Source organism: Pseudoalteromonas sp. A25 (assembly GCF_009176705.1).
GTDB lineage: Bacteria > Pseudomonadota > Gammaproteobacteria > Enterobacterales > Alteromonadaceae > Pseudoalteromonas.
Genome location: NZ_AP021846.1, coordinates 805,323 through 820,957, shown reverse-complemented (window position 1 = coordinate 820,957; position 15,635 = coordinate 805,323). Strand labels below are relative to the sequence as shown.

Below are 15,635 nucleotides of genomic sequence, written 5' to 3'. Positions count from 1 at the left end.
TCGATTTTTATGGCTGCTGCCGTTTCTTACTAGACCGATCAGCACGCCCAATTATTAAACGCGCCATAGTAGCAAAATTTGTGGTCGCTATAAATGCCTTTATTAGGTAATTGCGCTGATTTCTCGCACGATTAACTGTAATGAAAACTTGCCTCTGAACTCGTTAATATCCAATTGATATGCGACCTGAGCTAAAAGTGCTTGTGTATTAGGCCAAGCTTTAACATCAACATTAAAAGCAATAGCATCCACCAACTTGCCAGAGGCATGCTTTAACACTAGTTTTAGATGCTTTTCCCCCACAATACGTTGCTGTACAAGCTCAAACTCGCCATAAAAGACAGGTTCAGGAAAATGCTGCCCCCATGGCCCTGCTTGTTGCAACAATTGCGCAAACTCCATAGAAAAGCACTCACTAGGAAGCGCGCCATCGGTCAAGAGCACACTCTGTTTGTGCTCTTCAGATAAATTGTCACCAACGGTACTGACAAATACCCGTTTAAATTGCTCAAAATTTGACTCTTGTATCGTCAATCCAGCCGCCATGGCGTGGCCACCAAACTTAACTATCAAATCTGGGTATTGCGTATTGAGCGACTCTAACAAGTCTCGCATATGAATCCCTTCAATAGAGCGGCATGATCCCTTGAGCTCACCATGATCACCTTGGGCAAATATCACTGTGGGACGATGATACTGCTCTTTTAAACGACCCGCTAAAATACCAATCACGCCTTGATGCCAATCATCTTGATACAAACATAGCGCATCAGGCACAACTTGTGTGCTCATTACCAAACGCTCTAATACAGCAAGCGCCTCTTGCTGCATACCCTGCTCTATCTCACGTCGTTCATGGTTTAAGCTATCCAATTCACCGGCAATGCGTCGTGCTTGGTTGATGTCTTTTGACAGCAAACACGCGATCCCCAGGCTCATATCATCTAATCTGCCTGCGGCATTGAGTCGTGGAGCCAAAGCAAAACCGAAATCACTGGCATTCAATCTTGCGGCATTGCGATTAGACACTTCAATAAGCGCTTCAATACCTGGGCGTGTATGGCCATTTCGAATGCGGGCTAACCCTTGATAAACCAACGTTCGGTTGTTCGCATCTAATGCCACAACATCCGCCACAGTCCCCAACGCTACGATATCCAGCAGTGATGCTAAATTCGGTTCTGGTTGCCCTGAGTCAGTAAAGTAGCCTTGCGCGCGTAAATGATGACGCAGTGCAACTAAGACATAAAATGCGACCCCGACACCCGCAATTGACTTTGAGGGAAACTGACAACCATGCTGATTAGGGTTAACAATCGCATCTGCATTGGGCAACTGTTCGCCTTGTAAATGGTGGTCGGTAACAATCACTTGAATGCCCGCTTGTTTAACAATGTCTATTCCAGCAATACAAGAAATGCCATTGTCTACCGTGATCACAAGATCAGGCTTGAGCCCAACAATTTGTTCAGCAAGCGCTGGGCTTAAACCGTAACCAAGGCTAAACCTATCTGGAACCAAGTAGTCTACGTGCTGATAGCCAAATTGCGTCAACCCTTCCATCAAAACCGCAGTACTGGTTGCCCCATCAGCATCAAAGTCTCCTACAATCAATATTCTTGCTTGTGCGTATAATGCTGATTGCAATATGTCACATGCAATCTCTATATCTTTAAACAACCGAAAGTCGAGTAACGTTGTAGCTCGGTTATCAAGTTCAGTTGCCGTTTGCACACCTCTACTTGCATAAATTTGTTTAATAACGGGGTGTAAGTGACTGGGCAAATGACTATCGTCGACACGTTGACGAGCTTTGATATGGGTATTCATGAAGTACACAACCTTAAATCTGACGCAATAAAAAAGGCCTAACGGCCTTTTTTAACAGCTCTATATTATATCCGCTATTATGATTTATTGCTTTTATCTTCTAACATTTTTGCCAATGAGTCTGCAGGTTGATAACCGGGGATCAAAGTGCCATCATCTAAAATAATTGCAGGAGTACCTGATAAACCAAAACTCTGACCAAGTTGATAATGCTCAGCAACAGGCGCGCTACAATTCTCAACCTTAGCCACTTTTTGCCCAGCTTTAGCATCTGTTAACGCCTGAGCGGCATCTTTAGCACACCAAACGTTCATTAAATCGCTGTAACCGCCACTGCCAATGCCACCACGTGGATAAGCTAAATATTTTACCGTAATTCCCGCCGACAAATAATCTTCTAGTTCTCGGTGTAATTTACGACAGTAGCCACAAGTGATGTCTGTAAACACCGTGATTTGGTGCTTTTCATTCTCAGCCTTGTATACAATCATTGAATCTTGATACTGTGCAACACCTTCTTTGCGTACACCACTAAGTGCTTGATCAGTCACATTTACACGGTTTTCAAGGTCAATTAAATTACCTTGCATCAAATACTTACCATCTGCTGAAGCATATAGTACGCCTTTATCAGTCAATACCGTTTTCAAGCCTTCAATCGGGCTACTTTCGACACTCTTAACCGACACGCCTAACTTAGCAAAGCTCTCTTTTATTGGATCAACCGATAACGGCGCCATCAAAGTTGATTCTGATGCGGTGTCTACTTCAGTATTTGCGAACGTTGAAAAGCTGCAAACCATCGCCGCTGCTAACATTAATTTTTTCATATCTATCTCTTAAAGTTATTATCCTATTTCCCCAGTAGACCGAGAATATGCAATAAAATTCCATCAAGCTCTAGGGTGATGCTGCTGATGTAAGCTTTTCAGACGCTCACTAGCAACATGTGTATAAATCTGAGTGGTCGACAAATCACTATGCCCTAACATCATTTGGACAACTCTTAAGTCAGCGCCATGATTCAACAAATGTGTTGCAAAAGCATGACGTAGTGTATGTGGTGATAATGGCGACACTACTTGAGCCAAAATAGCATAGTGTTTAATACGATGCCAAAAAGTTTGCCGCGTCATACCTGTACCTCTTTTAGATGGAAACACAAAATCAGTGGCATGCTTTACCATTTCAGGGCGCCCTACACGCAGGAACAGCTCGATATAATGTAATGCTTCTTCTCCCATAGGCACCAAGCGCTCTTTGCCTCCTTTGCCTTTCACCAACACCACTGCCTGTCGCAAATTAAGCTGCTCCATTCGCAATCCTACCAGTTCAGTCACCCTCAGTCCTGTTGCATAAAGCAGCTCTAACATTGCTTTATCTCTAAGTCCCATGGGCTCTTCTAAATTAGGTGCCTCTAGTAATGCTTCAACTTCTTGTTCAGTTAATGTTTTAGGCAAAGACTGGGTCGTTTTAGGCTGTGCAATATTTAGTAACGGTGTATTTGATATTCTTTTTTCTCGCACAAAATACAAATAAAACCTTTTCAATGCACTAAGCGCTCTTGCTGTACTGCGTGCTTTTAACCCCAAATCATGACGATGCGCCAAATACGCTTCGATATGAGCGCTATCAACAGACAATAATGACACATCAAACGTCGCTTGGATAAAATGGGCGCACTTTTCTATATCACTGCGATAAGCCGCCAAAGTATTTTCACTTAATCCCTGCTCTAAAAATAATGAGTCTAAAAACTGCTCTATATAGTCTGCATTTTCACCGCTTAACGGCACCACTGGTTGTTGTTCGCTCACAGGCTTCCTGTATCAATTTACTGCGTCATAAGGTAGACTTCGCGCCTATCATAACAGTCAATCTAAAAGTGATAAATAGCATGCAGATAGGGTTATTTTACGGGTCAACTACTTGTTATACAGAAATGGCCGCAGAGAAAATGCGCGACATTATAGGTAGTGACATAGTTTCATTGCACAATATAAAAGATGAACCACTTGCCAACGCCCAACAGTATGACTTTTTAATTTTTGGTATTTCAACCTGGGATTTTGGCGAGTTACAAGAAGATTGGGAATCTTGCTGGGACGATATTGATGGGGTGAACCTTACAGGAAAAACCATCGCGCTATTTGGTATGGGCGATCAACAAGGCTATGGTCAGTGGTTTCAAGATGCTTTAGGTATGCTACATGACAAAATCGCTCCACAAGGCGTACAATTTCTTGGTTATTGGCCGAATACACCTGATTATGAATTTGAGGCCTCTAAAGCATTGACCGATGACAAAAAATACTTTGTTGGCCTTGCGCTAGATGAAGACAGTCAATACGACAAAAGTGATGAACGCATAGCCACTTGGATAACCCAGATCATGACTGAGTATAGTGAAACGCTATAGCATTTTCACTATCACGTTAGACCCAAGACACCTCTCGTATCCAACAACGCATATGAGGAAAGCCTCGCTCTGGGTCTAGCATGTCCCATACTCCTAAAAGTGGATAACCAAAACCAGCACTATTAGAAAATACCTCTACCCAGTGCGCGCTTTGCCCTTTATATCCATTCGGATGAAACACAACCTCTAAAGGCAAACCTATGTGTTTCGCTGCCGCAACGGACCAAGCAATAGCAGCCATTTCCTCGCCATGCATCCAATCTTTATTGCGACCGCTTTGATACACATTATCACTGAGTAGGTGTCGCTCTTTGGGTTCACACACTGCTACATGACCAGCTTCGTGCAATATATCTCCTGGATAAAGCAAGCTTGCAAGGTCAATTTGCAGCACCCCTTGCTGTAGTTTTAATCCCGGTAAAAATGTCTTTTTGTTAGAAAAGCACTTTAACTCGAACGGCAGCTGTATTTGCCTTAAAAAAGACAGGATCTGTTGCGTTTGCTCTTGCATAGTCATCCTTAATAATCACCCGTTCACCCTACATTTTTACATAAAAATCTCGGCACAAAGCGATAAACTCAGCACTATAGCCACCATCAGAACGTTGTATACATAATGAGTCAGTCGCTATTAGTTGTGCTCCGTCATAGCCAAATTCTAGCAGACTTCGAGTCGGCGATTTATACTCGGTCGTCGCAACTAAGCACTCTCGTTGCAACACTAATCCTTCACTCTCACCCAACGATTTAAACTGTTCAGCCTCAGTGCAGGGTAAAATCAGTGCCAATCGCGAACCTGGATGACTTAGCCGAGTAAAGGCATTTATTAGCGCTCCAAAGGGTAAACTATCTGTATGACGGGCGGTATTTCGAGCTTGATTCGGCCCTTTTAAGCTGCCGTTAAAGTAAGGCGGATTGCAAATCACCACATCGAACAAATCTGTGCTGTTAAATGTGCGAATATCCCCTTGATGTAATTGGATATCAGGCCATGGACTGTGCCAAATGTTCGCAAAGGCATCTTCATACGCGCCTTCATCAATTTCAACTGCTTCAACTTCAAGGTTTGGCACGCGCTGCTTACACATTAATGAGAGCAGTCCAGTTCCACAACCAATATCCAATAACCGCTTGGCCTCACTTAAATTTGTCCAAGCACCTAATAAAATACCATCGGTCGACACCTTCATTGCAGTGTTCGATTGTTGTACCTTAAATTGTTTAAATGCAAACCCAGACATGATTCACCTTTTCCAAAATAGCCATCACGCGTATAATTGCTAACATTGTCCTTTATTTATGATGCACTATGCAATTTTCTGAATTCGATCTTGATCAAAAAGTTTTAACCGCCATTAACAAAATGGGCTTCGATACAGCCACGAGTATTCAGCAATTGGCTATTCCAGAGGCCTTACTAGGTCGCGACATTTTAGCCTCTGCACCAACCGGTACGGGTAAAACCGCTGCATTCTTGATCCCCGCAATTCAGTATTTACTTGATTTTCCTCGCAGAGATCCAGGGTTTGCGCGCGTACTAATTATGGCGCCAACTCGTGAATTAGCTTATCAAGTGCATGAGCAATGTCAGTTACTTGCTGCCAATACTCATTTACGCATTGGAGTGGTCACAGGTGGCATTAACTACGGCAGCCACAAAGAGATTTTTGAAAAGAACAACGACATTCTTATCGCTACACCTGGTCGCTTGATGGAATATCTCGAAACCGAAAACTTTCATGCTGAAAACGTAGAATTGCTAATCTTAGATGAAGCTGACCGCATGCTAGATCTGGGGTTCAAAAAAGAAATGTTGCGCATTTGTGATGAAGCCAAAAACCGCCGCCAGTGCTTTTTGTTTTCAGCCACGTTAGAAGGTGACAGCGTTGAATTATTTGCAGAGCGAATTCTCAAAGACCCAGCGCTATTAGAAGCTGAGTCGTCGCGTAAAGAAAAAGCCAAAATTCACCAGTGGATACACTTAGCTGATGATTACAAACATAAATTGGCCATGCTTACTCACCTTCTACAAAACGAAGAAGAAGTACAAAAAGCCATTGTATTCGTTAAAACTCGTGAGCGTTTAGAACAACTTGTTGGCGAGCTTTATGCTCAAGACATAAAAACAACGTGGCTACGTGGCGAAATGCCTCAAGATAAACGTATGACCGCTATGGCGAATTTTCATAGTGGCCGAACACGCATCTTAATTGCCACTGATGTAGCGGCGAGAGGTATTGATGTTCCGGATATCACCCATGTGATTAACTTTGATATGCCACGAACAGCCGATGTATATGTACACCGTATTGGTCGAACTGGGCGTGCGGGTAAAAAAGGCACTGCAATTTCAATGGTAGAAGCACATGATGCTGCTATTTTGAAAAAGGTAGAACGTTACACAGAGCAAAGCTTAAAACGACGCGTAATTAAAGGGCTTGAACCACAGCATAAAGAAGCGAAGCCACCGAAGAAGAAAAAAGATCCGGTAAAAATGAAGGCTAAAAAGAAGTTAAAAACAAAACAAAAGAAAAAGAAGTAATTGCTGAGCACTTTTCAGCCTAAGCATAGATAATGACCATCGCTTAGGCTGAAATATCTTGCTCTAAGTATTGTTGCAATACCATTTTAAGCTGCTCCATTTTTATTGGTTTTGTCATAAAATCATTCATACCGCTGGCTATCGCTTTATCGTAGTCTTCCGACATTGCATTCGCCGATAACCCGCATATTGGCATATTTAATTGCAACTCTTTGCGAATATATTCAGTCGCTGTGAAGCCGTCCATAACAGGCATTTGAATGTCCATTAATACTAAGTCATACGCATAAGGTGTATTACTAAGCTTATCAACCGCCTGACGGCCATCTTGTGCAATATCTGCCTCTAGCCCCAGTGAAGCCAGTAATTTTTCAGCAACCATTTGATTAACCGCATTGTCTTCTACAAGCAAAACCCGCCCCTTCAAGCGTAACTCAACTTTCGCTTCTGCTTTATGAGTCGGTACAACATCATGCTTAAACAACTTACATATATGGTTGTAAAATGCACTATACGTGAACGGCATTTCGAGCACCAGCGTATCTCGCGCGATGCCAGCGCGAGTTAGTAATACTGAGTCTCGCTTATCTATGACAACACACAAGCCCGCACTGTAATATTGCAATGAGGCTATATCTGCCAAACAGATAGATTCAGACATTTGATGATCTAATACCAGCACAATATTTAGAGCACTTAACTCTTGCTGTGTCATGGCAGCAACCTTGTGTAATTCTAAGTAAGTTACTTTGCAATTATTAAAAGCAAAATAATCACTTATGATCTTTGTTACTTTATTTATTTGGCGCTGGCACACAATAGATACAGCGAAGTTATGGTTTACTGGTAGTTTACTTTTTTGCCGCTGAGTCGCTCTATGCAGTTTAAGCATAACAGAGAAAACGGAGCCTTTATCAACTTCTGAATGTACGCTGACACTACCATTCATCAATTCACATAGCTGCTTAACAATCGCTAATCCAAGCCCGGTACCGCCAAATTTTCGACTAGTCGATACGTCCGCTTGAGAGAACTGTTCAAACACATCACTTTGATGCTGCAGCGTCATGCCAATTCCAGTATCTTCAACCTCTATACCTAAAATCACTTCACCCGTGGCGCTATCATAAGTAGATACTCTCAGCTCAACACCGCCCAGCGATGTAAATTTAATCGCGTTATTGCATAAATTGAGGATCACTTGTGTGATCCTCACTTCATCGCCAACTAAATGACTTTCCTGTGTAGGGCTAACACAACGAAAATAAAGGTTTTTCTCGGTAGCTCGCAAACTAACCGAAGCTAAAATATTGTCGAGCATTTGATCAAGTTCAAACTCTTTTTCCTCAATGTCTAACTTGCCCGCTTCAATTTTTGAGAAATCTAAAATATCGTTAATCACCGCCATCAAAACACCGCTGGAGTAATCAATTTTTTCGATACACTCTCTTTGCTCAGCCTCCAAGTTTGACGCTTTAAGTAGCTCTATCAAGCCAATGATGCCATTCATTGGTGTGCGAATCTCATGGCTCATATTCGCTAAAAATAAGCTTTTGGATATGGTTGCTTGCTCTGCTTCTTGTTGCTTCGCAGCTAACTCTTCATTTAATGACTTCTGTTCAATTACTAGCTCTTTTGTTCGCTCAAAGAGCTCTGTGGTTTGCAAGTTTTTATTATGAAAAACGCTAGCTGCCACTGATAGCTGACCTATTTCATCTTCTCTTTTAAGGTATGGAATATCGTCAACATGCAAATTATTACTCAAACGCTTAAAAAGCACTGTAAGTGAGCGAATTGGCCTGATCACCCTTAGAATCAGAAAAGCAGCGTAAAGAGCAACTAACATAATACTTAGTAAAGTGAATAACTCGCTGCGACCCTGTAAAGAGCTAGTCGTTTCTTTTGCCGAGGTAATCTTATCTTGCATTTGCTGCTCTTCTAGAGCACGAAGGGTAGATGACAGGTGAAGAATTTCGTTGGCCGTCCCAGGTAAAACCACATTGGTTAAATACAGATACCCTCGGATAGTTTGATGTAATTTTCTAAAAGCCATCGCTATTTTTTGGAAGTGTGCTTTGACCACAGTATTGGTCAATTGCGACTTTGCCAGTGAAATTTGTTGATTAAACACGTTTACATGTACGGCATTTTGGGTCATCAAATAAGTTAGTACGGCGTTGTGTGCCTTGGTTAAATAGAGTGTTGCTTGGGCTTTTTGAGTGGTTTCAAGCTCTTGATTGATAACATCCTGAGCGGTATTAATAACAGCTAAAAACTCATCTTGATATAAAGACTGGCGTTTTTCTCTACCAGCAACAGCCACCGCTAAATTATCTTTATAGTCAGCAAGGTGACTTTGCATTCTTGCTATCATATCACTGACGTCTTGCGTTTGTTGGCTCGCTTGGTCAATTTGTGCTAAGACAGCTTCTAACTTGTCGATTAATTCATTGCTGCGATTCATCGCTGCCGAGCTGGCCGATTGCTTGTAAATTAATACATTACGTTGCAAGTCTATTACCGACAACTCTAACAAATAGGCTCTTTCTGCCAGCTCTGTAGAGTTGGCAATTTCACTATCCCTGTAGGCAAGTAATTTGTAGCTAATTTTAGTCAGGTACGCCGATGAAAGTACCAATACACTGATACACAACAGACCTAAACTCAGCTGAAATGCTAGAGAGCGATAAAACGTCATGCACGTCTCCTAGCTAATAAATTCATACCACTTTTGTAAGCTATAATCATAACTAGGCATAACGGTATTCCACACAGCAACATTACTAAAACGGGTTAAATAACTTCCGCCTGTGCGCACCTCTCCTTGTTTAACCGATAATTTCCCATCGGTTCCAGTTAAATTTTGCGCAGCTGGCAACCCGTCATACCAATAATCCCACTCAGCTTTAGACAAATAAGACTTAGCACGCTGAGGGTTCGAAATATAGTAACCCTGCCTTGCGATAAAGGCACCAGGCCAACCTGACAGCCACCAGTTCATATATTCATATGCGGCATCTTTAACCGCGCCTGTCGTCGCAGAAGATAAACACATCACCCCGTGCCAACCTCGATATCCTTCTTTTGGCGCAGCATAAATTACAGGTACATTTTGCCCATTTAATGCCGATACTGCAGGTGAAAACATACTTTCAATCACCACTCGGTTACTTTTCATAAAATCAACAGACTCAGGGACAGATGTCCAAAAACCACTGAAATGCCCTTGTTGTTTATATTCACCGAGTATCCTAAATAACTTGTCTAGTTCATCATTGGTGATATTTCCTATATCTGCAAAACTCATTAACCGCTGAGCCTGTGCAGCTAAGGCCAAGTCAAACAAACCTATTGTTGGCGCATTCACTATACCTACTTTGCCGCGATACTCTTGCTCAAGTAACCATCCCCAGCTTTCCGTTTTATAAGGCACGCCAGCGGGTATCACTTGCGTGTTATATCCAAAAGAATCAACATTGTGGACATAGGGAAGATAACTAATAAAATCGCTTTCTTTGTCAGAAAGTGTTTGATCTTCTTGAACATGAAGTAGTTTATATGGCGCATCCCCAGCACCAATTTTTGCATTTGGCTGCAGGCGACCCGTTTTTGTCAAAGGATTTATCTCATCCCAGTATGTCAGTCGTTTTTTCTCAATAGGCTGTATAGAGCCCGAATACCACAAAACATTGATACTGTTTGACCATTGCTCGTACAAATCAAATGATTCAGGTGCCATTGCCGCTTTTTGCAGCACAGCTGCACTGCCTTTTGGCTCATAAACTAAATTGATACCTAAATCTTTTTGAGCTTGTTCTCGCAACGCTTGCTGCAGCGTAACATGCGTGCCTAGCACTCGAACAGTGTGCGTTTTTTTTGCAAAAACATAGGGCGCTTTAAAGCCTAAAACACCGAAAGCCCCCACGCTGGCGGCTTGTTTAAGTAGTTTTCTCTTGTTTTGGTCAACCCCACTGCGCAAAGATTTATTTGCCATACCCTTTCCTAAAAAATGCGTTTAGCGTTTTTTTACTTTAATTTTAATCAAGTATAGAAGAGGGATAACTATTTAACATGTCGTGCTGAGAATTATTAAGTACTGAGATAACACGTAAGAATGAGTAAGCTCTGCAATACCTATTAATGGGATATCGCGAAGCGTTTTAGTGTCATTTTATAAAAACTGACTATCAACAAAATGAAAAGCATCATGGGTATGGCCACAAAGTTTAGTGCCTGCCAACCAATCACTGCTTCTAGCCAGCCTGCAGCTAAAGAAGACACAGCCACCATGCTGAACACTAAAAACTCATTACTAGCCTGTGCCTTGGCACGTTCATGTTCTTGGTAGGTCTCACTGACCATATGAGTGGCTGAGATAAACATAAAGTTCCACCCCACTCCCAACAAGCATAACGCTAATAAAAAGTGCCAATGAGTAACGCCAAGCAAATTAACAACACAGCACCCCAATACGACTAACGCACCTGCGGTCATAACATGCGTTTGTCCAAATTTTGTGATCAATTTACCAGTAAAAAATGAAGGCACAAACATACCCAAAACGTGCCACTCAATCACCAATGCCGAAGCGCTTAAGTCAAAACCATGACGATGCATCGCCAGTGGTGTGGCGGTCATTAGCAAATTCATTGTTGTATAACTGACCATTGCCACCAAAACTGCGGTAATAAATTTGGGCTGACTAATGATCTGCTTCAAAGAGCGCGAGTGGGGTTGTGTTTTTTTACGATCCACTTCATTAAACGTAACCGCTTGAAGGAGCGCTAAAGCAAGACAATACAGCGCAGATAAGGCAATAAACACATTGGCATAGTTGATTGATACAAAATAATGGTTAACCCAAACCGCAATATTCGGGCCTAACACAGCGGCAACAACCCCACTTGCCATAATGGTTGATATGGCTGTTGCTGGATTATCACTGGCTTCAATGGCCGCAAAACGGTACAAAGTCGCAAAGCCAATGCCAATTCCAATTAAGAAAGTAGCCAAGCTAAACAACCAAAATTCGCTGCTAGTTAAAGAATAAAAGCCTAATACCGTGCCACTAATGCCGATTAAATTACCTAAAGAAAAACCAACGCGGCGACCCATTTTGGCCATGATTAAAGATGCAGGAATTGTGGTAAATAACAAACCCAACATTTGCGTTGCAATCGGAAATGTCGTAAATCCTTCGCTAGGGCTTAGCGCCTGCCCTACCAACGCAGCGATAGTGACGAGTAAAATATTGCCCGTCGTAATTAACCCCTGACAAATAGCCAATAACAATACATTTTTGTTCATACTGCTTCCGTTTATTGGCTTTTTATTAGGCCAAATGATTAACTAACCTGAACTCGGGATAATGGATATGACAAAGTTAGTTATATCAGTCCATTACCAGAGCAAATCATACAGTGCTGCTATTTTTGTGCAGTTCAAGGCGAGTTCGCGTACGTAATAGCGAGCGATTGCTAGCGAATTCAACACAGAAGTACGCAAAAAGTGCAGTGCTGTAGCATGTTGTTTATCCCGAGTTCAGGTTAACTAGTTTTGCTCTGCCCTTAAAAATACAGGCTCATTATTTTTAATGGTTGCTTCTTCACTATAATAATAACCTGCAACATCAAAACGCTTTAACTCTTCTAGTGAGGTTACTTTTTGCTCCATGATATACCTTGCCATCATGCCGCGTGCTTTTTTGGCATAAAAGCTAATCACTTTATATTGTCCATTTTTACAATCTTTAAAAATTGGCGTAATGATATCCGCCTTAAGCGATTTTTTATCAACCGCTTTAAAATACTCATTTGACGCTAAGTTAACAAGCTGTGTTGCTTGAGCCTGCACTAGTGCCTCATTGAGTTTTTCAGCAATGATACTCCCCCAAAACTCATATAAGTTCTTACCTCGACTATTTTCTAACTTAGTGCCCATTTCAAGTCGGTACGCTTGCATTAAGTCGAGTGGTTTTAACACGCCATATAAGCCAGATAAAATCCTCAAGTGGCTCTGTGCATAGTTAAGTTCTTCAGTGCTTAATGTACTGGCATCAAGACCTGTGTAAACATCACCGTTAAAAGCGAGTACTGCTTGCTTTGCGTTAGTTACAGTAAATGGTTGCGACCATTCACTAAAGCGGGCCACGTTCAACCCCGCAAGCTTATCGCTGATTTTCATCAAACTGCCCACTTGCTGCGGCGATAATGTCCGACAGACTTTAATCAGCTCTTCGCTGTGCTCCAATAACTCGGGCTGAGTAAATTGTGTGACAGTCGCAGGGGTTTCAAAATCCAAGTTTTTTGCGGGTGAGATTACCGTGATCATTGCAGGCCTATTGACTTAAAATATGTTTAGTGTCAATTTCAACACTATCCTTTAATGACTTCAAGTATTGAATAACCCTTGAAATCATGAGGAATAACCACAATTCAATTCTAAAAGCTGCTGCGTTGCTACCCTTTAACACCTAACGACTGTGTTATCCGAGTAAATACGGACAATTGACCTATTAAAGGCCGTCATGGTACTGCAACATAGGCGCTCTAGAATTTTTGATGAATTTTTGCTGCAAAATAGGAATGAGGAAAACCAATGACATCAGCACTAGATAGGCTAAAACAACACTCTTCGATTGTTGCTGACACCGGCGATATAGAAGCCATTCGCAAACACCAACCTGAGGACGCGACAACCAACCCGTCACTACTTCTAAAAGCCAGCGAAATGCCAGCATACCAAGCCTATCTGAACAAAGCATGGGATTATGCTAAAAGTGCAGAAACAGACGCAGACAAGCAACTAGAGCTTGCATGCGACTATTTTGCAGTACTGATAGGTAAAGAAATATCGGATATTGTACCGGGTTATATCTCTACTGAAGTAGATGCTCGCTTATCATTTGATACTCAAGCGACTATTGCAAAAGCAAAAACCTTACTTGCGCTTTATCAAAAAGAAGGCGTAAGCCAAGATAACATTCTCATCAAAATAGCTTCTACGTGGGAAGGCATTAAAGCAGCCGAACAGTTAGAAAAAGAAGGCATAAAATGTAACTTAACACTCCTGTTCAGCCAAGCCCAAGCCAGAGCTTGTGCAGACGCTAACGTCTTCTTAATTTCTCCTTTTGTTGGTCGTATTTTAGATTGGCATGTTGCCAACGGCCTTGCCAAACCAACTGATCCACTTGCTGATCCGGGCGTGCAATCAGTACGTAGCATTTATGAGTTTTACAAACGTCATGATTACAAAACAGTGGTAATGGGTGCTAGCTTCCGTAACACCGGTGAAATCATTGCTCTTACTGGCTGTGACAAGTTGACCATTAGCCCAGCTCTGCTTGAAGAGCTTGGTGAAATAACTGATGCAAAAGAATATTTGCTTGAAAGCAACTATCAAGTAGAAGCAAAACCTGCGCCATTAACTGAAGCGCAATTCCGTTGGTTACACAACGAAGATGCTATGGCGACTGAAAAGCTAGCTGAAGGTATTCGCGCATTTGCCAAAGCGCAAGAAGAATTAGAAGCACGCTTTAAAGCGCTCTAATTTATACGCCAACTTTCTAAAACGCCGCAATTGCGGCGTTTTTTATTTCCTTTCTCTCAATTGATTTTAATCAAACTGTCACCTCAGTTTAACCTAACCGACACATTTTTATTTTATTTTCACATCAGTTGTGATATACCAAAGTTGCTTGCAGCGCGGTTTTAAGTGCGAGAGCGTTATTGAGGTTAATAATCAATAGGAGAAATTCATGGATAGCCTAGACGATATTATTGCGGTATTAGAAGGTCCTGAAACAACAAAACGAACCTCTCAAAAAAAGCAAAAACGAAAGTGGCGTGAAATTGAAGCGCTAAAAGATAAACAGCGTCTTCGCAAAGAATTACAGGAATTAGATTACTTCGCAGACAACCTAGATTTAGATGACTTGGACTTTATTTAAGTCATTTAAATAAAAAAGGCTCCTAGGAGCCTTTTTTATTTACTAACTTATTTGTTATCTTCCACTTTTTATAACAATTTGCTTAATTAAGCGTGCTCTTTTTAGGCGGTAAAGCCTATCGACAGCAAGGCAAAAATACCGCTCTTTAGTTACTCTAAATGAGAAATTACTAACGCAGCGAGTGTTTGGGTTTGTCCCTAAAAATTATTAAGTCTTATTGCTGGTTGGTATTATACCTGCCAGTTAATAGGCTGCTTTCCCATATTTTGCAGTAGATGATTAGTTTTTGAAAAATGCTGACAACCAAAAAAGCCACGATGGGCAGATAAAGGAGATGGGTGTGGAGCATGCAATATATGATGGCGCTGAGCGTCTATGTTTTTGCCTTTTTTCTGAGCGTGTGCTCCCCAAAGTAAAAATATCACTCCCTCGCTGTGTGCATTTATCTGCTCAATGACCACATCTGTAAAGCGCTCCCATCCTAGTTTTTTATGTGAGTGTGCGCTGCCCTGCTCAACCGTCAATACCGTATTAAGTAACAGTACCCCTTGCTCAGCCCATGCGCGCAAATAGCCGTGCTCAGGTATAGTAAAACCCGCGATATCTTGCGCTAGCTCTTTATACATGTTTGCCAATGAGGGCGGAGGCTTGACTCCCGGTAGTACAGAAAAACACAGACCATGTGCTTGATTAGGCCCATGATAGGGATCTTGCCCTAAAATCACGACCTTCACTTTATCAAAAGGAGTCATCTTGAATGCTTCAAATATCTGCTCTTGCGGCGGGAATACCGTGACACCTTCACTGCGTCTTTGCGCCACATAGCTCAAGGTTTCTTGCAAATAGCTTTGTTGTTTTTCTTGAGCGAGTAAATCTTCCCACGTTGTCATGTTAGT

The 15,635-nt window shown here is 41.9% G+C and carries 14 protein-coding genes; 4 read left to right on the top strand and 10 right to left on the bottom strand.

Annotated features, from left to right (window positions below; all coding sequences use genetic code 11):
- Positions 1 to 102 precede the first annotated feature (102 nt).
- The 3 genes from recJ to xerD form a co-directional block, all read right to left on the bottom strand.
- Positions 103 to 1,830, bottom strand: a complete 1,728-nt coding sequence (gene recJ / locus GDK41_RS03685; protein WP_152085148.1) for a single-stranded-DNA-specific exonuclease RecJ — start codon at positions 1,828 to 1,830, stop codon at positions 103 to 105.
- Positions 1,831 to 1,907: 77 nt separating this feature from the next.
- Entirely contained in the window at positions 1,908 to 2,660 is a 753-nt protein-coding gene (gene dsbC, locus GDK41_RS03680; protein ID WP_152085147.1) for a bifunctional protein-disulfide isomerase/oxidoreductase DsbC, read from the bottom strand.
- 63 nt (positions 2,661 to 2,723) lie between these two features.
- On the bottom strand, positions 2,724 to 3,647 hold the full coding sequence (xerD, locus tag GDK41_RS03675; protein ID WP_152085146.1) for a site-specific tyrosine recombinase XerD: 924 nt from the start codon (positions 3,645 to 3,647) through the stop codon (positions 2,724 to 2,726).
- A gap of 80 nt (positions 3,648 to 3,727) precedes the next feature.
- Here xerD and fldB point away from each other — a divergent pair, with 80 nt between their 5' ends.
- A complete protein-coding gene (fldB, locus tag GDK41_RS03670) occupies positions 3,728 to 4,249 on the top strand; it encodes a flavodoxin FldB (protein WP_152085145.1) in 522 nt (173 codons plus the stop codon).
- A 16-nt stretch (positions 4,250 to 4,265) separates the two neighbouring features.
- Here the strand turns inward: fldB and GDK41_RS03665 are convergent, their stop codons facing one another.
- Both GDK41_RS03665 and GDK41_RS03660 read right to left on the bottom strand, forming a co-directional pair.
- Positions 4,266 to 4,760: a hypothetical protein gene (locus GDK41_RS03665; protein ID WP_152085144.1), complete on the bottom strand. Its 495-nt coding sequence runs from the start codon at positions 4,758 to 4,760 to the stop codon at positions 4,266 to 4,268.
- Between the two features lie 28 nt (positions 4,761 to 4,788).
- On the bottom strand, positions 4,789 to 5,490 hold the full coding sequence (locus GDK41_RS03660) for a tRNA1(Val) (adenine(37)-N6)-methyltransferase (protein ID WP_152085143.1): 702 nt from the start codon (positions 5,488 to 5,490) through the stop codon (positions 4,789 to 4,791).
- Between the two features lie 68 nt (positions 5,491 to 5,558).
- Between GDK41_RS03660 and srmB the strand changes: the two genes are divergently transcribed.
- The gene (gene srmB / locus GDK41_RS03655; protein WP_152085142.1) at positions 5,559 to 6,791 is read left to right on the top strand and encodes an ATP-dependent RNA helicase SrmB; all 1,233 of its coding nucleotides are present in this window, start codon (positions 5,559 to 5,561) and stop codon (positions 6,789 to 6,791) included.
- A gap of 43 nt (positions 6,792 to 6,834) precedes the next feature.
- On the opposite strand, the gene GDK41_RS03650 is transcribed toward srmB, so the two are convergent.
- From GDK41_RS03650 to yaaA, 4 genes are all read right to left on the bottom strand, one after another.
- Positions 6,835 to 9,489, bottom strand: a complete 2,655-nt coding sequence (locus GDK41_RS03650) for an ATP-binding protein (RefSeq protein ID WP_152085141.1) — start codon at positions 9,487 to 9,489, stop codon at positions 6,835 to 6,837.
- Between the two features lie 9 nt (positions 9,490 to 9,498).
- Entirely contained in the window at positions 9,499 to 10,785 is a 1,287-nt protein-coding gene (locus GDK41_RS03645; protein WP_152085140.1) for an ABC transporter substrate-binding protein, read from the bottom strand.
- 143 nt (positions 10,786 to 10,928) lie between these two features.
- Positions 10,929 to 12,098, bottom strand: coding sequence for an MFS transporter (locus GDK41_RS03640; RefSeq protein WP_152085139.1), 1,170 nt, complete (start codon positions 12,096 to 12,098; stop codon positions 10,929 to 10,931).
- 243 nt (positions 12,099 to 12,341) lie between these two features.
- The gene (gene yaaA / locus GDK41_RS03635; protein ID WP_152085138.1) at positions 12,342 to 13,121 is read right to left on the bottom strand and encodes a peroxide stress protein YaaA; all 780 of its coding nucleotides are present in this window, start codon (positions 13,119 to 13,121) and stop codon (positions 12,342 to 12,344) included.
- Positions 13,122 to 13,388: 267 nt separating this feature from the next.
- Between yaaA and tal the strand changes: the two genes are divergently transcribed.
- Together tal and GDK41_RS03625 are read left to right on the top strand one after the other, a co-directional pair.
- Positions 13,389 to 14,339: a transaldolase gene (gene tal, locus GDK41_RS03630; protein ID WP_152085137.1), complete on the top strand. Its 951-nt coding sequence runs from the start codon at positions 13,389 to 13,391 to the stop codon at positions 14,337 to 14,339.
- A 208-nt stretch (positions 14,340 to 14,547) separates the two neighbouring features.
- Positions 14,548 to 14,739, top strand: coding sequence for a DUF3545 family protein (locus tag GDK41_RS03625; protein ID WP_152085136.1), 192 nt, complete (start codon positions 14,548 to 14,550; stop codon positions 14,737 to 14,739).
- A 230-nt stretch (positions 14,740 to 14,969) separates the two neighbouring features.
- Here GDK41_RS03625 and ung read toward each other — a convergent pair whose 3' ends face one another.
- Positions 14,970 to 15,629: a uracil-DNA glycosylase gene (ung, locus tag GDK41_RS03620; protein WP_152085135.1), complete on the bottom strand. Its 660-nt coding sequence runs from the start codon at positions 15,627 to 15,629 to the stop codon at positions 14,970 to 14,972.
- Positions 15,630 to 15,635: the final 6 nt, after the last annotated feature.